This is a genomic window from Streptomyces sp. NPDC001020 (genome assembly GCF_053599115.1).
The window spans coordinates 1-22,954 of sequence record NZ_JBSFLQ010000037.1; the positions used below are offsets into that span (position 1 = coordinate 1).

Annotated in this window: 17 protein-coding genes and 1 pseudogene; 14 read left to right on the top strand and 4 right to left on the bottom strand. The window is 68.9% G+C overall.

Annotated elements, in window-relative coordinates; genetic code table 11:
- Window positions 1-136 precede the first annotated feature (136 nt).
- Both ACWDEX_RS28760 and ACWDEX_RS28765 read right to left on the bottom strand, forming a co-directional pair.
- Complete coding sequence (locus ACWDEX_RS28760; protein WP_450467171.1) at window positions 137-685, bottom strand: hypothetical protein; 549 nt, start codon at window positions 683-685, stop codon at window positions 137-139.
- 62 nt (window positions 686-747) lie between these two features.
- The gene (locus ACWDEX_RS28765; RefSeq protein ID WP_450467172.1) at window positions 748-1,368 is read right to left on the bottom strand and encodes a hypothetical protein; all 621 of its coding nucleotides are present in this window, start codon (window positions 1,366-1,368) and stop codon (window positions 748-750) included.
- Between the two features lies 1 nt (window position 1,369).
- Here ACWDEX_RS28765 and ACWDEX_RS28770 point away from each other — a divergent pair.
- The 4 genes and pseudogenes from ACWDEX_RS28770 to ACWDEX_RS28785 all read left to right on the top strand — a co-directional run.
- Window positions 1,370-1,498, top strand: a pseudogene (locus ACWDEX_RS28770) (hypothetical protein); the annotation flags it as partial.
- 484 nt (window positions 1,499-1,982) lie between these two features.
- Window positions 1,983-2,606, top strand: a complete 624-nt coding sequence (locus tag ACWDEX_RS28775) for a TetR/AcrR family transcriptional regulator (RefSeq protein WP_450467173.1) — start codon at window positions 1,983-1,985, stop codon at window positions 2,604-2,606.
- A 139-nt stretch (window positions 2,607-2,745) separates the two neighbouring features.
- Window positions 2,746-3,447 (top strand): ribonuclease HII, encoded by a 702-nt coding sequence (locus tag ACWDEX_RS28780; protein ID WP_450467174.1) that lies wholly within the window; start codon window positions 2,746-2,748, stop codon window positions 3,445-3,447.
- A 69-nt stretch (window positions 3,448-3,516) separates the two neighbouring features.
- Window positions 3,517-4,122 (top strand): hypothetical protein, encoded by a 606-nt coding sequence (locus ACWDEX_RS28785; protein ID WP_450467176.1) that lies wholly within the window; start codon window positions 3,517-3,519, stop codon window positions 4,120-4,122.
- A gap of 353 nt (window positions 4,123-4,475) precedes the next feature.
- Here ACWDEX_RS28785 and ACWDEX_RS28790 read toward each other — a convergent pair whose 3' ends face one another.
- Window positions 4,476-5,105 carry a hypothetical protein gene (locus tag ACWDEX_RS28790; protein ID WP_450467177.1) on the bottom strand — a complete coding sequence of 210 codons (630 nt, stop codon included), beginning with the start codon at window positions 5,103-5,105 and terminating at the stop codon, window positions 4,476-4,478.
- Window positions 5,106-5,468: 363 nt separating this feature from the next.
- Between ACWDEX_RS28790 and sigJ the strand changes: the two genes are divergently transcribed.
- From sigJ to ACWDEX_RS28835, 9 genes are all read left to right on the top strand, one after another.
- A complete protein-coding gene (gene sigJ, locus ACWDEX_RS28795) occupies window positions 5,469-6,500 on the top strand; it encodes an RNA polymerase sigma factor SigJ (RefSeq protein WP_450467179.1) in 1,032 nt (343 codons plus the stop codon).
- The gene (locus ACWDEX_RS28800) at window positions 6,485-8,596 is read left to right on the top strand and encodes an MMPL family transporter (RefSeq protein WP_450467181.1); all 2,112 of its coding nucleotides are present in this window, start codon (window positions 6,485-6,487) and stop codon (window positions 8,594-8,596) included. Before sigJ ends, ACWDEX_RS28800 begins: the two co-directional genes overlap by 16 nt.
- Before the next feature lie 103 nt (window positions 8,597-8,699).
- A complete protein-coding gene (locus ACWDEX_RS28805; protein WP_450467183.1) occupies window positions 8,700-10,859 on the top strand; it encodes a RecQ family ATP-dependent DNA helicase in 2,160 nt (719 codons plus the stop codon).
- Between the two features lie 135 nt (window positions 10,860-10,994).
- The gene (locus ACWDEX_RS28810) at window positions 10,995-12,707 is read left to right on the top strand and encodes a DUF4192 domain-containing protein (protein ID WP_450467185.1); all 1,713 of its coding nucleotides are present in this window, start codon (window positions 10,995-10,997) and stop codon (window positions 12,705-12,707) included.
- A 378-nt stretch (window positions 12,708-13,085) separates the two neighbouring features.
- Entirely contained in the window at window positions 13,086-13,844 is a 759-nt protein-coding gene (locus tag ACWDEX_RS28815; RefSeq protein WP_450467186.1) for an NUDIX hydrolase, read from the top strand.
- A gap of 126 nt (window positions 13,845-13,970) precedes the next feature.
- Complete coding sequence (locus tag ACWDEX_RS28820; protein ID WP_450467187.1) at window positions 13,971-15,701, top strand: ABC transporter ATP-binding protein; 1,731 nt, start codon at window positions 13,971-13,973, stop codon at window positions 15,699-15,701.
- Window positions 15,702-15,864: 163 nt separating this feature from the next.
- Complete coding sequence (locus ACWDEX_RS28825) at window positions 15,865-16,752, top strand: FadR/GntR family transcriptional regulator (RefSeq protein ID WP_450467188.1); 888 nt, start codon at window positions 15,865-15,867, stop codon at window positions 16,750-16,752.
- Between the two features lie 552 nt (window positions 16,753-17,304).
- Window positions 17,305-18,831, top strand: coding sequence for an RNA polymerase sigma factor (locus ACWDEX_RS28830; protein ID WP_450467189.1), 1,527 nt, complete (start codon window positions 17,305-17,307; stop codon window positions 18,829-18,831).
- Between the two features lie 122 nt (window positions 18,832-18,953).
- Window positions 18,954-19,772: a S1 family peptidase gene (locus ACWDEX_RS28835; RefSeq protein ID WP_450467190.1), complete on the top strand. Its 819-nt coding sequence runs from the start codon at window positions 18,954-18,956 to the stop codon at window positions 19,770-19,772.
- Window positions 19,773-19,981: 209 nt separating this feature from the next.
- On the opposite strand, the gene ACWDEX_RS28840 is transcribed toward ACWDEX_RS28835, so the two are convergent.
- A complete protein-coding gene (locus ACWDEX_RS28840; protein WP_450467191.1) occupies window positions 19,982-20,212 on the bottom strand; it encodes a DUF7455 domain-containing protein in 231 nt (76 codons plus the stop codon).
- A 439-nt stretch (window positions 20,213-20,651) separates the two neighbouring features.
- On the opposite strand from ACWDEX_RS28840, the gene ACWDEX_RS28845 reads away from it, so the two are divergent.
- Window positions 20,652-22,775 (top strand): DNA gyrase/topoisomerase IV subunit B, encoded by a 2,124-nt coding sequence (locus ACWDEX_RS28845; RefSeq protein ID WP_450467192.1) that lies wholly within the window; start codon window positions 20,652-20,654, stop codon window positions 22,773-22,775.
- The last annotated feature ends 179 nt before the right edge of the window (window positions 22,776-22,954 follow it).

The window sequence follows — 22,954 nt, forward strand, 5'->3', positions numbered from 1 at the left end:
TGTCGCAATCCACACCAGGCCAGAAGGCCCTCACCTATTTCAAGATCGATCAGTGGTGAGCCCTGTCACCGTCCACAACCTCCCGGGGCAGAACAGCTAGTACTCCAGCCCTAGATCGTGACTGGCTGGAGTTGGCTCATGTTCTCCGGGGCTTGCGCGGCTTGGCCCAGTTGCCGTGTGGTCGGTTTCGTTCCCGGGCCAGCATTGCGGCGTCGAACTCGACCTTGGTGGTGACCGTTCGTGGTTCGGGTTCGAGAACGGCTGCAGTTGATCGCCACGGGACGGCCGAGGCCCAGCCGACGAGGGGCATGGTCTCGTTGTAGTGGGGGGCGAACTGCGTGGTGATGAGGGCTGGCATCTGGTAATTCAGGTCGCGCGCGTGCTCGATGAACGCCTTGGGGAGCAGGACGTGGTGCGTTTCCACGTAGTGTGGGAAGTCTTGGCGCCAGAGCCAGGTGCCGTCGGTGACCAGCGATGAGCAGCCCGCGGAGTGGCGGTGCGCGCTCCCGGTGATGACGTCACGGCCCCCTTCCATGACGTCGATGAGGATGTGGCCGGCATCCAGGTAGGCCACCAGGTCCGCCTCATCCGGCTCTCCGACGGGCTGGACGGCATCGCGTAGGGATCCGTTCGGCTGGCCGGGACGGTTGTCGAGTTCGTCGTAGAAACCCAGCAATCCCAGCACCACATCTCCCTCCACGACGGGTCTTCCATCCCGCTGGCACCCATGCGCGCGGCCACCGCTGATCATCGGTGTGTGAAGACTAACGATGCTCGGAGATCAACGCCGACCTCATCGAGCAGTACACCTGGGGGCAAGTCACCCACCTTCTGAGCGAACCGGAAAAACTGGAACGCGTCGCCGAAGACCTGCTCGGGTTTGCGGGCAGCACGCAGGAAGCGCATGAAGACCGGATCGCGGAACTTGAACGAAAGATCGGGGTCCAGTCCTCCGCCCTCAACACTGTGCGCGCGTCGGCCGCAGTTGAGGCCGAAGCATTGGGTATGGAGCCCGGCGAGTCTCAAAAGCACGTGGCGGAGGCCACCGCCCCGATCCTCAAGGAAATCAAGCACCTGCGCGGGCTCCTGACCGAAGCCAAGGACTGGATGGAAGAAAGCCAGGCAGCGGTTCAGCGCAGCAAGGACCTGTCGCGCCTGGCCGTGATGGCGCGGTCCTCGATGCCCACAATGGATATCGAGGATCAGTTGGAAGTCCTCGCGCTGCTGCGTATCAAGGTCGAGATTCGCAGCGCTGTGCCGACGCTGAAGCACGGGAACCCGTGCCCGGTGCGGGCGTGGTTTTCCGAGACGGGCCGGCGAGTACCTGTGGAAGCCCGACGAAGCGTGGGAGAAGATTCGCCCGCTCATCGTGAAGACCGGACGGGGGCACGGAAAGAAGACCGCGTACGACCCGCGGCAGGCGCTGGAGGCGATGCTGTGGAAGGCGCGGAATCACGCGACATGGGAGCGGGCCACCGAGTCCATGGGGCGATCAGGGAAGTCTCTGAGCCCGCGGTTCAACACGTGGGTCGCTGAGGGCGTCTGGGCACAGATCATGGACCTCTTGGACGGAGTGGAGAGCGTGGAGTTGCCGCCGCCGCCCTCCCGAGTTCTGCCAGACCTGCTGGTCACAGGCGAGATCGACCCCCGCCTCCTTCTCAAGGAGAGCGATATCGCTGATCATGCAGTCCCGTCGAGTACCACCATGAGTTGGCAGGCCACGATGACGGCGAGTGCGATGCCCGGGTGCCCTTCCCGGCGTGCGACTGCCGGCTTCTGATCTTGGAGTAACGGAGAGGTTGTCCCTATGGTTCCCCCACAAGTGCATTAGTGAACGGCAGCGTTCACTGTCACGCCTCACGGTAATGAGTCCCCGTCAGTGAACGCAAGCGTTCACTGAACTTGTTGCCGTGTGACGTCGACCAACCGCTCGCCCCTTTCCCGGAATACCCGCTTCCCCATGCTCAACGGGAGTTATACAGATGGCTACTTCGCCCTGGACGGCCGACTCCGCGCAGCCGGTCTCGCCACGCCGACGTGGTGCTGTGCTTGAACGTGCGATCCTCGATGCCACGCTGGAGCAACTCAGCACGATCGGCTGGAACGGACTCACCATGGAGGGCGTCGCGGCGAGCGCCCAGACTGGCAAGGCTGCGGTGTACCGCCGCTGGTCGTCCAAGGAGGACCTGGTCGCGGACGCGCTCCAGGCCGGGCTGCCGCGCTTCGATCAGGTGCCCGACTTCGGGAGTGTGCGCGAGGATCTGCTGGCGCTGTGTCGGCAGGCGCGTGACGCGATGTACTCGGGTCCTGGTCTCGCGTTTCGCTCAGTGATTCACGAATGCGACACCATGCAGGCCGAACGCTTTCATACCGTGATCTACGAGGGCCTCATCGGGCCGATCACAAAGCTGCTGTGCGAGGTCGTCGTCCGTGGGATCGAGCGGGGTGAGGTGCGGAGCGACGCCGCGAACGGGTATGTCTTCGACGCCATCCCGGCGATGATGATGTATCGCGCAAAGATGAACGACTGCGAATGGGGTGAGCAGGATCTCGAGGGGATGATCGATCAACTGATGGTTCCGCTGCTACGGCCGGAGCGCGGCTGATCCGCGCCTTCGAGGTCGTGCGGACCCGGCGGTGGTGGCAGTGTGGCCGTGTTCGCGGACGGGTCGCCGAGGGGTGCCCGGCCGTCAGGGGAAACCGGGGTGTCGCCCGGGGATCCCGGCGGCGTACGCTAAGGGCGCCATGCCGTACGAACCCCCTACTCACACCGTCGAGCGCTCCCTCCGCGCCACGACCGGAGCGAAGATCATCGCCGGTGTCGACGAGGTGGGGCGCGGAGCGTGGGCCGGCCCGGTCACCGTCTGCGCGGCGGTCACGGGCCTGCGCCGACCACCCGAGGGCCTCACCGACTCCAAGCTGCTCACCGTCAAGCGACGCACCGAGCTCGCCGGGCAACTGGAGAAGTGGGTGACGGCCTACGCCCTCGGTCACGCCTCCCCCGAGGAGATCGATGATCTCGGGATGACGGCCGCGCTCCGGCTCGCGGCGGTGCGTGCCTTGGAGGCGCTGCCCATCCGCCCCGACGCGGTCATCCTCGATGGGAAGCACGACTATCTGGGCGCACCCTGGAGGGTGCGTACAGTGATCAAGGGTGACCGTTCGTGTGTGGTGGTCGCCGCGGCGTCGGTGATCGCCAAGGTGCACCGCGACAAAATGATGGCCGAACTGGGCACCGACCATGCAGACTTCGGCTTTGCGGCCAACGCCGGGTATCCGTCACCCGTGCACAAGGCCGCGTTGGAGGAGCGGGGCCCCACCCCGTACCACCGCTTGTCATGGGCGTATCTTGATGCGCTGCCCCAGTGGCGGCACCTCAAGAAGGTCCGCAGCTGGGCGAACGGGAACGTGCCGGAAATCGAGGGCCAGCTCGGCTTCGACTTCTGACGGGTTCCGATCGCACTCATGTGCAACCCGCCGAAGCGTCTCGCGTCGGCGTTTGATAAAAATCAGCTCATGCCTCTCATTCCCGAGGAGTCTCAGATTCACGAGAGCGCCCAGGGTCCCCGCGTCACTCCGGCCAGCGGCCGTACCGCGCCGACCCCTCGTCCTGTACCCGGCCCCCGCCCCGCGGCCCCTGCGCGTCCCGGGCGTCCGGGGCCCGTCCGGCCGATGCCGGCTCAGCGCGGCTCGCGCGAGTCGGCGAGGCCAGGGCCGTCCGCTCCCACCGCCACTCCGCAGATCCAGCTGATCCCGGCCTCGGCCGAGGGCGCGCTGGCTGCCGCCGAGGAAGCCGTCGACCTGCTGCTGGATTCCGGCCGCGCCCCCGGCGACGTGCTGGTGGTCACCACCGGTGAGCCGCACCCGTGGGCCGCGCACGAACTGTCCTTCGGTGAGGCTGCCTACTGGGCTCAGCACGATGCCGGTGACGACGTCTTCTACGCGGACGCCTCCGTCACCTCCCGTGCCGCCCGTCGCCCGGTGGTCGTGGTCGCCGTCAACGGAGGCGACGACGCCACCGTCGCCTCCTCGCTTCCGCTGGCGCTCGGCCGGGCCGACGCCCTGCTGATCGTCTGCGGCGACCCGAAGCAGATCAACTCGGTGCTGGGCGCGGGCGTCTGAGGGGCCCCCGCCCGTACCGCCCGCGTTCCGTCCCCGCGCCGGAGAGCTGAACTCCGGTCGGCGGGGCCGGTTCTCGGCCCGGGTGCGGTGAGGGTGTCGCGTCGACGGCACCTGTACGGCGGTCGTTTTCGATCTGCGTCTCTGCCGGCCCCGGCCGGGTGTGCACGTACGGACGACGGAGTTCCGCGACTGCCAGGCCACGGACCATGTGCGTGGCGCGCCGCGCTCGCGGATGCCCCTTGGTGTGCCCGCGTGGCGTCTCCTCAGGCGCCTCGGTGCCGCACTCTGACGCGCGGCCCGTTCGGCGGTCGGGCTTCGCGGAGCCAGGGACAGTCCCTGCGAGGTCGCCGCGTTCAGCGGGCGGCGGCCCGGCGGAGGACCTCCGAGGCGGCGCCCCCGGTACGCGGCAGCGGCGGCGCACCCATCAGGCCGAACGCTTGCGGCGACGACTCCGTGTTGGGGCGGCGTCCCCCCCGGACCTCGCCGAGGACCTGCCAGCCGTCACGCGTCAGCGTGATGTACGCACCGCACCGCAGTCCGTGCAGGGTGCACGCATCCCGCAGGCCCCACATCCACGCCCCGTCCTCCTCCGTCCAACGCGGATCCCCCTCACGGCAGTAGAGCAGTACGGCGGTCCGCACGGGAGTCCGCCGCCGCAGGTCGTGCGGGATGACCCGACGCAACTGGGCGAGCAGCGCGTTGCGCAACACCCAGCCGTCGGCCGGGGCGGGACGCCAGGTGAACGACGCGCTCGCACGCAGCCGTTCGTCCGGATCCAGGACGGCCACGACGGCTGTGGAGAGCCGTGGCCGATGCCGGGCGTGCAGTCCTGTGACGACTTCCCGGGGATTACGTAGCAGTGGAATTCCGGCGGCTGCCCACTCCGCGGGCTCGAGCATCCGGGCCAGGGGAGCGGTAGCGGCGGATGGTTCGGCGGAGGCCGACAGGGATGCCGCCGAGGACCGAGCGAATCCGAAGGTCACGATCCTCCCTTCGGCTACGCGCCCACACAGCGGGCGGGATCGGACTTGGGGGAGCGCGCACCGCAGCGAAGCCCTACCGGATCACGGACGAGCCGTGCGGGGAGCGGGCTTCAATTCTTCCCGTCGAACTGGAAAGCGGCAACGAGCAAGACGGGCCACTGACCAGCTTCTGGTGACATGTGACGTATATCCCCTGTAACGCCCTCTGGGCGTCGGGCCGTCAGGCCTCATACGTAGCACCGCCGTTGCACTGCGACCACCACTGCCCACTGGTGAGACGTGGACCACATTCGCGGGGTGGATGTCACACTCCTGCCGCCCGGTTTCCTCTCAGTTCGGAAAGCATCCGCGACGGGAGGCCCTATGTACTACCCACCGCCGGACTCACAGGCGGCCTTGTCCGAAGACGGGCCGCGGGAGACGGCGTCGGTTCCGGTGGCGGATACCGCGACGCAGGTGTTCAACGGCCACCGTGAGCTGCTGTTCTCCGTCGTCTACAACATGCTCGGCAGTGTCGCCGACACCGAGGACGTGTTGCAGGAGACATGGCTGTCATGGACGACCAGAAGCCGGGCGGCCAGTGGTGAGCGGATCGACAACCCGCGCGCCTACCTGGTGCGGATCGCGGTGAACGGTGCGCTCGCCCACCAAGCCACCATCAGCCGCCGCCGTGAAACGTACATCGGACCATGGCTGCCGGAACCGCTCGTCAGCAACCTCGCCGACACTCCCGTTCCCGACGATGCCGCTGATACCGCGATGCGCGTCGAGTCGGTGTCGATGGCACTGCTGGTGGTCATGGAAACCCTCACCCCTTTGGAACGCGGGGTGTTCGTCCTGCACGAGGTGTTCGGCTACGCCCACACCGAGATCGCGCAAATCCTCGGCCGCAGTCCCTCGGCGATTCGCCAACTCGCCCATCGTGCCCGCGAGCACGTCCAGGCCCGACGCCCCCGCTACGAGCCCGCCCCGCACGTCCGGCAGCAGGTGACCGAACGGTTCATGGCCGCCGCGCTCGGCGGTGACCTGGACGCCCTCATGGAGATCCTGGCGCCGGAGGTGACCCTGTGGGGTGACGGCGGAGGCAAGGCCCGGGGAGCGGGGGGCCGGCCTGCGGGGGGCCTGCGGCCGCTCCACGGCCGGGACGAGGTCGCCCAGTTGCTCGCGGTTCTCGGCCCCCGCTCCGGCAAGGGCCTCGACATCGTCTACCGCAGTGTCAACGGCGACCCGTCGGCGCTGCTGCTCGCCGGCGACACCCCCTACGCCGTCATCGTCCTCGACCTCACTCCGGACGGCGACCAGGTGTGCGGGATCTACGCCATCTCCAATCCCGACAAGCTCTCTCACGTCTCACGGCGACTGAACACACAGGAACCGACATGCTGCGAAAAATAGCGTCCTTGCCCAGTGGCAGGGTGGCGAAGTGGGTCACCCTCGCCCTCTGGGTGGTCCTGCTGATCCCGGGCCTCATGCTGTCCGGCAAGCTCGGCGACGTTCAGAAGAACGAAAACTCGGCCTGGTTGCCCGGCAAGTCGGAGTCGGCCAAGGTCGTCCACCGAGCCGAGAAGTTCCAGCCAGGCAATCTGCTGCCCGCGATCGTGATCTACGACCGGCCCGACGGCGTCACCCCTGCCGACATGGCCAAGGCCCGGGCCGACGTCGCAGCCTTCAAGGACATCAAGTTCGTCGTGGGCCGGCCGCAGGGCCCGGTGAAGTCGCAGGACGGCAAGGCCATCCAGACCGTGGTCCAGGTCAAACCCGACAAGACGGGCTGGAACGCGGTCGGAAAGGCCGTCGACGACATGAAAGACGTCGGCAAGAAGAACGCCGACGGCCTCGGGTTCCACGTGACCGGCATGGGCGGTTATGCGGCCGACTCGACCAAGGCCTTCAGCAGTGGAGGCAGCCTGACGACGATCACCGCCGTGGTGGTGATCGCGATCCTGCTGTTCACCTACCGCAGCCCGATACTGCCGCTGCTGCCACTGATGACCGCGGGCGTCGCCCTGGTCATGTCGGAATCAGTGATCTATCTGCTGGCGAAGCACTCCGGACTCGTCGTCAACGCGCAGACCAGTTTCATCCTGACCGTGCTGGTGTTCGGCGCCGCCACCGACTACGCGCTCCTACTCGTCTCGCGGTACAGAGAGGAACTGCGTCGACACGAGGACCGACATGAGGCGATGGCGGAGGCCCTGCACCGTTCCGGTCCCGCGATCATCGCCAGCGCAGCGACCGTCGCGATCAGCCTGACGCTGCTGTCGCTGGCCACTCTCAACTCCACCAAGGGGCTCGGGCCGGCCTGTGCCATCGGTGTCCTCATCGGGCTGCTCGCCATGACCACCCTGATGCCGGCGCTGCTGGTGATCTGCGGCCGCTGGATCTTCTGGCCGTCGAAGCCGTCGTACGGATCGGCCGAGTCGACCAGGGAAGGCATCTGGACCCGGGTCGGCGCCGCCGTCTCCGGTCGGCCGCGGATCGTGTGGATCGGCACCGCGCTCGCCCTCGGCGCCATGGCGATCGGCGTGTTCGGGCTCAAGGCTCACGGTGTCTCCAGCGCGGACGGCTTCACCAAGAAGCCGCAGATGGCCATCGGCGCGGAGATCCAGGCCAAGCACTTCCCGGCCGGGTCGGGCGACCCCCTCTACGTCGTGGCCAAGGCCGCCTCGGCTGAACAGGTGAAGACCGCACTGTCCGGCGTCCCCGGAGTCGCTGCCGTTTCGGCGCCGATGGTCAAGAGCGGTGAGGCCATCATGTTCGGGACGCTCGAGGACGACCCCAGCGGCACAGCCGCGATGGACACCGCCAAGCGCGCCCGAACCGCGGTCCACCAGATCGAGGGCGCGGACGCCCAGGTCGGCGGCAACACGGCCGTCAGTGTCGACACACAGGACGCAGCCAGGCGCGACTCCAAGGTGATCATCCCCATCGTGCTGGCGGTCGTGTTCGTCATCCTCGGGCTGCTGCTACGGGCGGTCGTCGCCCCGTTGCTGCTCATGGCGACGGTGGTGCTGTCGTTCGGAGCCGCCCTTGGCGTGAGCAGCCTGATGTTCAACCATGTCTTCCATTTCGCCGGGGCGGACGCCTCCTTCCCGCTCCTGACGTTCGTGTTCCTGGTCGCCCTGGGTATCGACTACAACATCTTCCTGATCACCCGGGTACGCGAAGAGACACTGCTGCACGGCACCCGGCGCGGTGCGCTGATCGGTCTGTCCACCACCGGTGGTGTGATCACCTCGGCGGGTCTGGTGCTGGCCGGTACCTTCGCGGCAATGGGCTCGCTGACGCTGGTGTTCGCGGCCGAAATCGGGTTCACCGTGGCGTTCGGCGTGCTGCTGGACACCCTGATCGTTCGCTCTGTGCTGGTCACCGCGCTGACGCTGGACGTGGGGCGATGGATGTGGTGGCCCAGCAGGCTGTTCAGGCGTCACGACGACCCCCAGCCGCCCACGGGCGAGCCCGACCTCGAGCCCGCTCTCAGCGTCATGTGACACCCGTGCCGCCTCGGGCCTTCCGGAAGCGCATCCAATGCGAGACGACTGTCACGCCGAGTGAATTGGCCGACGGTCCTCGGTATCGGGTTGCATGGGGGGCATGGACAACCTGGAGCTCCGCGCCGAAGCCGATGCCATCCTCGCTGAGCTCGTCGGCGCCCCGGGGGGTTCGGCGCGGCTGCGGGAGGACCAGTGGCAGGCGGTGGCGGCTCTGGTGGAGGAGCGTCGGCGTGCTCTGGTGGTGCAGCGCACCGGCTGGGGGAAGTCGGCGGTGTACTTCGTCGCCACCGCTCTGCTGCGCCGGCGCGGCTCCGGTCCCACGGTGATCGTCTCGCCGCTGCTGGCCCTGATGCGCAACCAGGTCGAGGCGGCGCAGCGGGCCGGTATCCGCGCCCGCACGATCAACTCGGCCAATCCGGAGGAGTGGGACACCATCTACGAGGAGGTCGAGCGCGGCGAGACCGACGTCCTCCTCGTGAGTCCGGAACGCCTCAATTCCGTGGACTTCCGCGAGCAGGTGCTTCCCGAGCTCGCGGCCACGACCGGTCTGCTGGTGGTCGACGAGGCGCACTGCATCTCCGACTGGGGCCACGACTTCCGGCCCGACTACCGCCGGCTGCGGGCGATGCTCGGCGACCTGGCCCCCGGTGTGCCGGTGCTGGCAACCACCGCGACCGCCAACGCGCGGGTCACCGCGGACGTGGCCGAGCAGCTGGGTACCGGTGCCGGAGAGGCACTGGTGCTGCGCGGCTCGCTGGAGAGGGAGAGCCTGCGGCTCGGAGTTGTCCGGCTGCCGGACGCCGCGCACCGCCTGGCCTGGCTCGCCGAACACCTGGATGAGCTGCCCGGCTCCGGGATCGTCTACGCCCTCACTGTCGCCGCGGCCGAGGAGGCCACCGCCTTCCTGCGACAGCGTGGCTTCAAGGTGGCCTCCTACACGGGGCGCACGGAGAACGCCGACCGGCTGCAGGCCGAGGTGGACCTCCAGGAGAACCGGGTCAAGGCGCTTGTGGCGACCTCCGCGCTCGGTATGGGCTTCGACAAGCCTGACCTCGGCTTCGTGGTGCACCTCGGTTCGCCGTCCTCGCCGATCGCCTACTACCAGCAGGTCGGCCGCGCCGGCCGCGGTGTGGAGAGCGCCGATGTGCTGATGCTGCCGGGCAAGGAGGACGAGGCGATCTGGCGCTACTTCGCCGACACCGCCTTCCCGCCCGAGGCGCAGGTTCGCCAGACCCTCTCGGCCCTCGCCACCGCGGGACGGCCGCTCTCCGTGCCGGCGCTGGAGGCCCTGGTCGACCTGCGACGCACCCGTCTGGAAACCATGCTCAAGGTGCTCGACGTGGACGGGGCGGTCAGACGCGTGAAGGGCGGCTGGACCTCCACCGGCGAACAGTGGGTCTACGACTCCGAGCGGTACGCGTGGGTGGCGCGGCAGCGGGCGGCCGAGCAGCAGGCCATGCGTGACTATGTCAGCACGTCCCAGTGCCGGATGGAGTTCCTGCGTCGGCAGCTGGACGACGAGGGCGCTGCCCCGTGCGGCCGTTGCGACAACTGTGCGGGGGCATGGGTCGACTCATCCGTCTCGGCGGAGACGTTGACGGGGGCGGCCAAGGAACTGGACCGCCCTGGGGTGGAAGTCGAGCCGCGCCGGATGTGGCCGACGGGGATGCCTGCCCTGGGTATCGACCTCAAGGGCCGTATCCCGGCCGGCGAGCAGTGCTCCACCGGGCGCGCCCTGGGCCGGCTCTCGGACATCGGCTGGGGCAATCGACTGCGCCCGCTGCTGGCGGAGAACGCGCCCGATGGGCCGGTCTCCGACGATGTCCTGCGGGCCGCGGTGGCCGTCCTCGCTGACTGGGCGCGCTCTCCCGGAGGTTGGGCGCCGAATGCCGCGGACGCTTCTGCCCGGCCGGTAGGAGTTGTTTCGGTGCCGTCCCTGACCCGCCCGCGACTGGTCGGTTCCCTCGCCCAGGGAATCGCGACCATCGGCCGCCTCCCCTACCTGGGCGCACTGACGCACACCGGGCCGAGCGGCGGCCACGCGGCACGCCGCAGCAACTCCGCCCAACGTCTCAGGGCGCTGTCCGGCACCTTCGCTGTTTCCGAGGAACTGGCCGATGCCCTGAAACGGTCTCCAGGCCCCGTGCTGCTCGTGGACGATTACACCGACTCCGGCTGGACCCTCGCTGTCGCCGCCCGCCTGCTCCGTCAGGCAGGTGGCGAAAAGGTCCTGCCGTTGGTACTCGCCGCGGCAGGCTGAGCTTGTCCATGTAACCCCAGCGGCCGGACATCATGCGAACCGGCCCGGCCGCCTGTGGACAACTCGTGGCGCGCTCATGACCGTTGTTATCCACAGGTGCAAGCGGAATTTCGAGATCCGCGAGATGGTCGCAGCATGACGAACCACGACGAAACGGCCGGCTCCTTCGGTATCGGCGACATGGGCGGATCGGCGCAGCACGGCGGCGAGCCCACCGCGTACACGGGACACGGCGCCTCGGCGGGTGCCGACGGCGAGCCCCAGGTCACGCTGCGCACCCCGGCCGAGCTGGCCGACGCCCTGCCGTACCTGCTCGGGTACCGCCCCGAGGACAGCGTTGTGCTGGTTGCGCTGCACGACCGGGGGAAACGAGGGAGGTTCGGCGGACGAGCGCGGCTCGGTATTCCGGCCCACCCCGACGACTGGTCGTCCGCGGCGCGGCAGCTGGTGCACGGACTGGTGACTGGCAGCGAGCGCAGAGGCGCCCACCCACAGAGCATGGTCGCCTACCTCGTCCAGGAACCCGCGCGCGGGGAGACGGGCCGTGACGTCATGGAACGTCTCAGGCCGCTCGCCCAGGCGCTGCGTACGACCTGCGGCAGCCTCGACATCCCCGTCGTGGAGGCACTGTGCATCTCCGACGGCCGCTACTGGTCGTACTGCTGCCCGAGCACCGGCTGCTGCCCGGCGGACGGACATCCGATGGGCCTGCCCGGCACCTCCGTCCTGGCCGCCGCCGCGACCTACGCCGGCCTTCAAGTACGCGGCAGTCTCAAGGAGTTCAGGGCGAGACTCAGTCCCTGGGAGACATCGGTCGCGCTCGACCAGGAGGTGGCGCTGGACGCCGCGAGCCTGGCACTCGTACCGAGGATTCTGGACGACCGCACACGGGAGGACGTCGCCGTGGAAACACTCGGGCTGGCCGAGCGGGTCATGGCGCGCCTCGCCGCGGCGCCACCTGTGTCCGGCACGCTGCCGGGGGACCTCCGTGACGACGAACTGCTCGGTCACGACGAGGCCGCGACCCTGATCCTCGGGCTGCAGGACCGCACGACACGTGACCGTGCGGCGGCATGGATGGAGGGCGCGGAGGCTCCGGTGGCACTGCGGCTGTGGCGTGCCCTGGCCCGCCGCTGCGTGGGGTCGTACGGAGAGCATGCCGCCGCTCCTCTGACGCTCGCCGGCTGGGTCGCCTGGTCGACCGGTGACGAACTCGAGGCCCGCGAAGCCCTCGCCATGGCCCTGGGAGCGGATCCCGGCTACCTCTTCGCCCGCCTCCTGCACCAGGCCTGCAACGAGGGCCTGGACCCGGAGTCCGTCCGCCGGTGCCTGCGGGCGGAGAGGGCGGATCGCGCGAGCGAGCAGGCGACGGCCGCCGCCGTGTCAGGAGACACCGCAGCGCGGGCACATGGCTCGGCACGGGGCATCGGCCAGGAGCGCCTCGAAGAGGATGGACGTGGCCCGTCGGCCGAGGCTGCCGACGCCCTGGCCGACGGTCGGCCGGCGGTCCTTCCCGATGACGCGCCCATGCCGGACGACCGCACGGAAGTCGTCGAGAGTGCTGGGCCGATGTCCGATGACGACCCCGCCGTGGCCACACCCCCCAGCCAGGGGCGGGCCGGCGCGGTGCGGTCGTCGCGCGCCGTTGTCCCTCCCCGACGGCACCGCAAGGCGCGTTTGTCAGTCGGCGGCAGCCGGCCCAGTCGTCGTTCCCCCCGAAGGGCCGACGCCCGCCACCGGTGTCCCTCCGACGCCCCGGCCACCGGTCAGGCGGCGCGGCGGACGCCGGACGGCCGGCCCGGCACCCGCCGCGATCCCGGTCGGGATGCGGGGCCGGGCGGCACATGAGCGTGACCCGCTTTCCGACGTACCGCCGACGGGCACTGTTGAGCTGTGATCCGGCCGGTGCCCGCCGAGACCATGGCGGCGGCCCGGCGGACGCTGCCGCTCGGCACCCGGCTTGCCGCCGGCGCGCCGCGCGTCCGGGCCCGTGCCCAACTCGGCGGGCCGCGACTCGAATCGGGCATGATCCCGGGTCCCCGGCGGAACGCGGGCGTACACCTCCCGCCGGGACGCACGGGTGCCGGGAGCGTGGCCTCGGGTGCTGTGGTGGAGGACCGTGGACGTCAGCCGGTGACGGGACCCGTATCGGACGGAAGCGGATCAGCCTTCGCAGCAGTCGCTGAACAGAGTGTTTATCGTCAGGCAGACGACTATGATCGCGGCATGCCCTACGACCCGTCAGCCTTTCCGCCCTTCGCTGTCACCGTGGACCTGGTCGTGCTGACCGTGCGCCGCCATGCCCTGTGCGCGCTGGCGGTGCGAAGGGGCGAGCCGCCCTTCCAGGGGCGGTGGGCGCTTCCGGGCGGCTTTGTGCGAGCCGACGAAGACCTGGCACAGGCCGCGGCGCGCGAGCTGGCCGAGGAGACGGGGCTACGGGCCCACGACCCGTCCACACCGGCGCAGGACAACGGCGCTCATCTGGAGCAGCTGGCCACCTACGGAGATCCGAAGCGTGACCCTCGGATGAGAGTGGTCAGCGTCGCCCATCTGGCGCTCGCCCCCGATCTGCCCGCGCCCCGGCCCGGCAGTGATGCCGACAGCGCGCGCTGGGCACCCGTGGAGGAGCTGCTCCAGCAGGGGGGCAGCGGCAGGGACGGGGAACAGGCGGCGCCACTCGCGTTCGATCACGCGCAGATCCTGGCGGACGGCGTCGAGCGCGCCCGCTCCAAGATCGAGTACTCGTCGCTGGCCACCGCGTTCTGCCCGCCCGAGTTCACCGTCGGCGAGCTCCGGCGCGTCTACGAGGCCGTTTGGGGCGTCGCGCTCGACCCGCGCAACTTCCACCGCAAGGTGACCGGTACCCCCGGCTTCCTTGTCCCCGCGGGAGGTACGACGACACGACAGGGTGGCCGTCCGGCACAGCTCTTCCGCGCGGGCGGTGCCACACTCCTCAACCCGCCGATGTTGCGCCCCGAAGTCTGACCGCGGAACAGACGCGGGTCGGGTTGAGCGGCCGACCCCGGACAGACGTCCGAACGGGGAGCATATTGGCGTCGACCCCTCTCAGGGTGACCGAAAAGATGGATATATCACGCTATCTTGCTTTGAGTGATCCACGCGATCGGACTGACCAGCAGCCCCCGCAAGGGCCTACCGCCTGCCGTCGACGACGTGTCCTTCGAGGCGCACGCAGGCCATGTCACCGCGCTCCTCGGGGCCTCCGGCGCGGGCAAGACGACGACCCTCAGGCTCATGCTCGAACTCCAGCCGGGCCACGGCGTCACCTACTTCCGCGGTCGTCCGCTGCACCGCATCGCCCGCCCCTCACGGGAAGTAGGCGTCCTCCTCGGTGATGTCCCGGGTCATCCCGCACGCACGGTCCGTGGGCAGCTGCGGATGATGGCCGCCGCCACGGGTGTGTCCGTCCACCGGGCCGACGAAGCCCTCGAAGCGGTCGGGCTCGGCAGTCTCGGCGACGAGCGACTGGGCACTCTCTCGCGCGGCATGCACCGCCGTCTCGGCCTTGCCTGCGCCCTGCTCGCCGAGCCGCACACGCTGGTCCTGGACGAGCCGGCCACCGGTCTCTCTTCCCGTGAGGGTCACTCGCTGCACAGCATGCTGCGTGCGCACGCCGCGAAGGGCGGCACCGTACTGTTCGCCACGGGCGACCCCAAGGAGGCCGCGCAAACCGCCGATCATGTCCTCACGCTCGACAACGGCCGGCTCGTCGCCGACCAGGAGGCCGCCGACTTCGCTCGCACCCGGCTCCGACCCCGCGTCAGCGTGCGCAGCCCACACGCCGCCCGCCTCGGCATCCTGCTCGCCAACGAGGCCACGGCGGCGCGGCGTCCCATGGAGGTCGTCCACGAGGACGGCAATCGGCTGTCGGTGTACGGCAGTACGTGTGCCGACATCGGTGAGACCGCGTTCCGGAACGGCATCCTCGTACATCAACTCGCGGACGAAGTAGGCGACATGGGACCACGGGCGGTCGCCTCGTCGGCGCCGGGCGAGGCCTTGGAGTCCAACGGCCCGTCGCCGCTGCCGCCACCCATCAGCGTCCGGCCCGCCCACGGCCCGCTGCGCCCGCTGCGCTACGAGGTGCGCCGCGCCACCGGAACCGGAACGGGACACCGCACCGCGGCCGCCGTACTCGTCATCTCCGCTCTCGTCTGCCTGCTTCTCGCCCGCATCGGGCACACACCGCAGAACCGTCTGCTGGCGGCCTGGCCGCGCGAGCTCCCGCTGCCGCCCGTGGCGCTCGGTGCGGGGCTGCTCGGCGCCTACACCTTCGGTGACGAATACCGTCACCCCGTCCTGGCGGGATCCCCGGACGGTGTTCCTCGCCGCCTGGGGCTGCTCGCCGCGAAACTTCTCGTCGCCGGGGTCGCAGCGCTGACGCTGGCGCTGCTCGCCGTCTGCTGTCACCTCGGGGTGCTCTACCTCTTCCACGGGCGTGAACTCGCCGAGGCTCCTGTCGACTGGCCGTCCCTGACCGTGAGTTGGATCGGGTTGGTCGTGGGATGCGCCTGGGCCGGCGTACTGGCCGCCGGTATCTTCCGGTCCACGTCAGCCGGGCTCGCCGCGGTGCTCGCGGTGCCCGTCCTGGTCGTACCCCTCGTGCGGCAGGCCCTGGGAGGACTGTCCCTGCAAACCGCGGCGGACTTCAGTGCGCGGATGCGTGAGTCGGCGCTGCCGCGATGGCCCTTCGGAGGGGAGCGCTACCTGGCCGCCGTGGCGCGCTTGATCAGCCAACCTGTGGGCAGCGCACTGACGTTGTCCGTGGCCGTGCTGCTGTGCGCGTACCTGCTCACGACCCTGCGTGGCAGAGCCCGATGATGAATGTCCGCGCCTATCGGGTCCCCCTGTGGGCACAACTTCCTCGAATCACGCCCACTTCTTTCCGATAAGGCGTCAATTGCGACGCAGTGAGCGATCACCCTTTCGTGTGCTTTTCACCAAAGACCTCAAGGGAGTTGGAGGCGACGCCGACAAAGGATCCGTGAGTACCCTTGCGCACACCATGATGACCGCCGCCCGCTCCGCAGACTCCGGCCTGGCCGGACCGGGCGAACTCGACCGATACCCCTACGCCGAGGCATCTCCCGCCGACCGCGTCGGTACACCTGCCTGGGAGGGCGCGGAGCCGGAACTGGGCCGCGTCGGCCGGCGCGCCGCGGGAAGCCGTGGACGCGGACTGCACGGCCAACTCGTCCAGCAGCTGGGCCAGATGATCGTCTCCGGGGACCTGGGCGCGGACCGCCCGCTGGTGCCCGAGGAGATCGGTCAGCGCTTCGAGGTGTCCCGCACCGTCGTCCGTGAGTCATTGCGCGTCCTGGAGGCCAAGGGCCTGGTCAGCGCCCGCCCGAACGTCGGCACGCGCGTGCGACCCGTGAGCGACTGGAACCTCCTCGATCCGGACATCATCGAGTGGCGGGCCTTCGGGCCGCAGCGCGACGACCAGCGCCGTGAGCTCAGCGAACTGCGCTGGACCATCGAGCCGCTCGCCGCCCGCCTGGCAGCCGGACACGGGCGTGAGGAGGTGCAGCAGCGGCTCGGCGACATGGTCGAGATCATGGGACACGCCATGGGCCAGGGCGACTCCCTGACCTTCTCGCGCGCCGACGCGGAGTTCCACTCGCTGCTCATCCAGGTCGCGGGGAACCGGATGCTGGAGCACCTCTCCGGCATCGTTTCGGCCGCCCTCCAGGTCTCCGGTGGTCCGGTCACCGGCTGTGAGCGTCCGAACGACACCGCCCTGGCCCAGCATGCCCGCATCGTCGACGCGCTCGCCTCGGGTGACGGCGCGGCCGCCGAGGGAGCCATGCGGCAACTGCTCGCCGTCCATCCCGAGGTGGAGCGCGTGGTCCCCGCGCCGCGCGAACACTGACCGCACACGGCGGGCGATGTGACCGGCAGTGGGCGTCCTCGTGCGACAGCAGCCGGTCTGTGCGGCCGCTGGGCGCCCGCCGTCGGGCTCCGTCGGATCCTTCCCAGGGCCTGGCGGCGTCCGACGGAGACCGGTGTGGCCGTCGGTCCGAGGGCTGCGCCGGCAATGGCTGTCCGGTGCCGGACCAGGGTGTCGCGTCACCGGTGATGTTTGTGCCCGGTCTCGGATTCCACCTCCACGGCGGGACGGCGGTGGAGCTTCCGGTGGTCAGCAGCCGCTCATGGCGCCGAGTGAGTAGATATGTCCGTAGATGAACATTTTTGAGGGCTTACGGGATGTGACTCGGGCCACGCAGATTCGGCGTAACGCTCTTTGAAGCTGCGCGATGACCTAAGAGGTGACAGCCGAGGAGGGAATACGGACGCCGTTCACGGCGCTGTGTATCTTCCCGGCCCGCTCCCGCGCCGTCGGCCCATCCCCAAGCCGGCGGTCGGCCCCTGTCCGTTGTGGACGGAGCCGGAAGCCGCTTTCCAACGTTCCGAGAGGTTGTTCGTGTCGGCCAGCACATCCCGTACGCTCCCGCCGGAGATCGCCGAGTCCGTCTCTGTCATGGCCCTCATTGAGCGGGGAAAGGCTGATGGGCAGATCGCCGGCGACGATGTGCGTCGGGCCTTCGAAGCTGACCAGATTCCGGCCACTCAGTGGAAGAACGTACTGCGCAGCCTCAACCAGATCCTCGAGGAAGAGGGTGTGACGCTGATGGTCAGTGCCGCAGAGCCCAAGCGCACCCGAAAGAGCGTCGCAGCGAAGAGTCCGGCCAAGCGCACGGCCACCAGGACTGTCGCGGCGAAGCCGGTGACCACCAAGAAGGCCACGGCCGCCGCGGCCGCGCCGGTCGCCGACGACCCGGCTGAGGACGCGCCCGCGAAGAAGGCCGCTGCCAAGAAGGCGACCGCCAAGAAGACGGTCGCGAAGAAGGCTGTTGCCAAGAAGACGACCGCCAAGAAGTCGGCCGCCAAGAAGGACGACGTCGAGCTGCTCGAAGAGGACGCGCTCGAGGAGACCCCCGTCAAGGGCGGCGAGGAGCCCGAGGGCGCCGAGAACGCAGGCTTCGTGCTCTCCGACGAGGACGAGGACGACGCGCCCGCGCAGCAGGTCGCTGCGGCGGGTGCCACCGCCGACCCCGTCAAGGACTACCTCAAGCAGATCGGCAAGGTCCCCCTGCTCAACGCCGAGCAGGAGGTCGAGCTCGCCAAGCGCATCGAGGCGGGCCTCTTCGCCGAGGACAAGCTGGCCAACTCCGACAAGCTCGCCCCCAAGCTCAAGCGCGAGCTGGAGATCATCGCCGAGGACGGGCGCCGCGCCAAGAACCACCTCCTGGAGGCGAACCTCCGTCTGGTGGTCTCCCTGGCCAAGCGCTATACCGGCCGCGGCATGCTCTTCCTGGACCTCATCCAGGAGGGCAACCTCGGTCTGATCCGTGCGGTCGAGAAGTTCGACTACACCAAGGGCTACAAGTTCTCCACGTACGCCACCTGGTGGATCCGTCAGGCGATCACCCGCGCCATGGCCGACCAGGCCCGCACCATCCGTATCCCGGTGCACATGGTCGAGGTCATCAACAAGCTCGCGCGTGTGCAGCGCCAGATGCTCCAGGACCTGGGCCGTGAGCCCACCCCGGAGGAGCTGGCCAAGGAACTCGACATGACCCCGGAGAAGGTCATCGAGGTCCAGAAGTACGGCCGCGAGCCGATCTCGCTGCACACCCCGCTGGGCGAGGACGGCGACAGCGAGTTCGGCGACCTCATCGAGGACTCCGAGGCGGTCGTCCCGGCCGACGCGGTCAGCTTCACGCTCCTCCAGGAGCAGCTGCACTCCGTCCTCGACACCCTGTCCGAGCGTGAGGCGGGCGTCGTCTCCATGCGCTTCGGTCTCACCGACGGCCAGCCGAAGACCCTCGATGAGATCGGCAAGGTGTACGGGGTCACCCGTGAGCGCATCCGTCAGATCGAGTCCAAGACGATGTCGAAGCTGCGTCACCCGTCGCGCTCGCAGGTGCTGCGCGACTACCTCGACTAAGCCTCCGCGCGTAGCCAAGGGCCCGGCTTCCTGTAAGGGAAGCCGGGCCTTCCGCGTGTGCGCGAAACGACGAACTGGATCACTGTGGGTGTTCCGTAACCACCTCACAGTGAGGAGCAGGTATGCGTCGTCCCTTCGCCCGAGCGCTGGCCCTCGCAGCTGCGGCGGCCCTGGTACCGCTTTCGTCCCCTGCCTCCGCGACGGCAGACAGCATCGTCGTCGGTGGCCTTCCGGTCGATATCTCGCAGAGCCCTTGGACGGTTGCCCTCGCCAGCCGTGACCGGTTCGGAGGTACGCGGGCGGGGCAGTTCTGTGGGGGAGCGGTGGTGAACCGTTCGACGGTCCTGACCGCGGCCCACTGTTTGAGCACGGCCGTCCTGGGGGCGCCGCCGGGGGCGGTGCGGGATCTGAAGGTCATCGCGGACCGTACGGATCTGCTGTCTCACCAGGGCAAGGAGATCCCGGTGTCCACCACCTGGGTCAATCCCCGGTACAACAGTTCCACGAACGTCGGGGACTTCGCCCTGCTCACCCTCGCCTCTCCGCTGCCCGCCCGCTCGGTCATCAGCATGGCTGCGGTCGGCGATCCGGCGTACAAGCCGGGTACGGCCGCGACGGTGTACGGCTGGGGTGATACCACGGGGGGCGGCGACTACGTGCACAGTCTGCGCGCGGCACATGTCCGGGTCCTTCGGGAATCGGCTTGTGCGCAGGCGTATCCCGGCAATACGCAGGAGAAGTACCGGCCCGCCTCCATGGTGTGCGCAGGAGACCCCAAGGGAGGCCACGACGCCTGCCAGGGGGACAGTGGGGGACCGCTGGTCGCCAAGGGGCGGCTGATCGGCCTGGTGTCCTGGGGAAGCGGCTGTGGAGATGCCGGAAACCCGGGGGTCTACACCCGAGTCTCGGAGGTCGTCAAAACGCTGAACAGCGCCCCCTGAGGGCGAGGGTCGGGCGGGAACCCCTTACGTGACAGTGCCGAGGGCGCCTTCTCGCGGGCCGACGGGGGCGCTGGGCGCCTGGGCACGCGTGCATCGCCAGAGCGCCGACGGGCACGCCGTACGAGTGCGGGCGGCCACTCTGTGTGATCAGAGTGGCCGCCCGCCCACCGGCTTCGGTGCCGGTGCAGGCTCGTTGGGGGTGCGAAGTGTCACCGCTCCTCGTCGGACGCGTTTGCCGGCACGGAGGTGAGCCGCTGCGTCTCGTCCTGTATCTCAGCCGCGATCTTCTTGAGTTCCGGCTCGAACTTGCGACCGTGGTGGGCGCAGAAGAGCAGTTCTCCGCCGCTCAGGAGGACGACGCGCAGGTACGCCTGGGCGCCGCAACGGTCGCAGCGGTCAGCGGCCGTCAGCGGGCTCGCGGGGGTCAGAACAGTAGTCACGTCGCCTCTTCTCTAGCTCGACGAGCTGTCGTACCAGGGTCAACATCCAACCAGGCCGAAAACGTTCCCGCTCGCGGCTTTTCCTCGAAAATCTCTCTCCGGGCCGGCTGTCTGTTGCCGGTTGGCGGCGAATGAGCCGTATTGCGTGTCTTGCGTTGTACGGATTCGCGCTCGCTGTCGGTTGTCCGGTCCTCCCGGCGGGTTGCCGGTGTTCATGAGGACGTGCCCGGAGCCTAAATGGTTCATGCCTCGAAGGGAACGTGATGTGCGTTTCACTCAGGCCTAGGATCGAACGCTCGTACGACTCTGGACTAGTCTGAGTTCAGACGAGGGTGGCGTGACAACGGCTCTATCAGGCCTCGGTACCCTCGGACCGGCGACCGAAGTCGCCCCCTTACCCCAAAGGGCCCCATCAGAAATTCAGCGAGGAGCGAACCGCGTGACCGCCGAGACGTCCGTGCCGTCCACAGCGCTGCTGACCGGAGCAGACCGGGACGGTTCCAACTACACCGCGCGGCACCTGCTCGTCCTCGAGGGCCTCGAGGCCGTGCGCAAGCGCCCCGGTATGTACATCGGCTCCACGGACAGCCGTGGTCTGATGCACTGCCTCTGGGAGATCATCGACAACTCCGTGGACGAGGCCCTGGGTGGCTACTGCGACCACATCGAGGTGGTCCTGCACGACGACGCGTCGGTGGAGGTGCGGGACAACGGCCGTGGCATCCCGGTCGACGTGGAGCCCAAGACCCGTCTTTCCGGCGTCGAGGTCGTGATGACCAAGCTGCACGCGGGCGGCAAGTTCGGTGGCGGCTCCTACGCGGCCTCCGGTGGTCTGCACGGCGTCGGCGCGTCCGTGGTGAACGCCCTCTCGGCACGCCTGGACGTCGAGGTCGACCGTGACGGTCACACCCACGCGATCAGCTTCCGGCGTGGCGTGCCCGGTGTCTTCTCCGGTGACGGTCCGGACGCCAAGTTCGAGGCCAGGGGCGGCCTGCGCAAGGGCAAGAAGATCCCCAAGGCCCGCACCGGCACGCGCGTGCGTTACTGGGCCGACCGTCAGATCTTCCTCAAGGACGCCAAGCTCTCCCTGGAGACGCTGCACCAGCGCGCCCGCCAGACCGCGTTCCTGGTGCCCGGCCTCACCATCGTCGTCCGCGACGAGTACGGGCTCGGCGAGGGCGGCAGCAAGGGCGAGGAGTCCTTCCGCTTCGACGGCGGCATCAGCGAGTTCTGCGAGTACCTGGCGAGCGACAAGCCGGTGTGCGACGTCCTGCGCTTCTCCGGGCAGGGCATGTTCAAGGAGACGGTCCCCGTCCTGGACGACCACGGCCAGATGATGCCCACCGAGGTCACCCGGGAGCTGGGCGTCGACGTCGCGCTGCGCTGGGGGACCGGTTACGAGACGACGCTCAGGTCCTTCGTCAACATCATCGCCACCCCCAAGGGCGGTACCCACGTCGCCGGCTTCGAGCAGGCGGTCACCAAGACCATGAACGAGGTGCTGCGCACCAAGAAGCTGCTGCGCGTCGCCGAGGACGACATCGTCAAGGACGACGCCATGGAGGGGCTCACCGTGGTCGTCACGGTGCGCCTGGCCGAGCCGCAGTTCGAGGGCCAGACCAAGGAGGTCCTCGGCACCTCCGCGGCTCGTCGTATCGTCGCGAACGTGGTCTCCAAGGAACTCAAGGCGTTCCTCACCTCCACCAAGCGGGACGCCGCCCAGCAGGCCCGTGTCGTCCTCGAGAAGGCCGTAGCCGCCGCCCGCACGCGCATCGCCGCGCGTCAGCACAAGGACGCGCAGCGCCGTAAGACGGCTCTGGAGTCCTCGTCGCTGCCGGCCAAGCTCGCCGACTGCCGCAGCGACGACGTCGAGCGCAGCGAGCTGTTCATCGTCGAGGGTGACTCCGCGCTCGGTACGGCGAAGCTCGCCCGGAACTCCGAGTTCCAGGCGCTGCTGCCGATCCGCGGCAAGATCCTCAACGTCCAGAAGTCGTCCGTCACGGACATGCTCAAGAACGCCGAGTGCGGTGCGATCATCCAGGTCATAGGGGCCGGATCCGGCCGGACCTTCGACATCGACGCGGCCCGCTACGGCAAGATCATCATGATGACCGACGCCGATGTGGATGGCTCCCACATCCGTACCCTGCTCCTGACGCTCTTCCACCGCTACATGCGGCCCATGGTGGAGTCGGGCCGGGTGTTCGCCGCGGTGCCGCCGCTGCATCGCATCGAGATCGTCCAGCCGAAGAAGGGCCAGGACAAGTACGTCTACACCTACTCGGACCGTGAGCTGCGCGACAAGCTCTTGGAGTTCCAGAGCAAGGGCGTCCGCTACAAGGACTCCATCCAGCGGTACAAGGGCCTCGGTGAGATGGACGCCGATCAGCTGGCCGAGACGACGATGGATCCCCGCCACCGCACCCTGCGCCGGATCAACCTCTCCGACCTGGAAGCCGCCGAACAGGTATTCGACTTGCTGATGGGTACCGATGTGGCGCCGCGCAAGGAGTTCATCTCCAGTTCGGCGGCGACGTTGGACCGGTCGCGCATCGACGCGTAGCCGCTGTACTCGGCCTCGGCCCCGTCATTCCTGCCCGCTTGTCGCCGGGTGAGGGACGGGGCCGAGGCGTCTGACGTGATTGTGGCCGCGGGCCCTGTCCGGGCCCCTGGACGCACGCCTGCACCGGCGTCCGTCTGTGGGCGCGCGACTGGTGTCCGCCGTACGTGTCACCGGTGGGC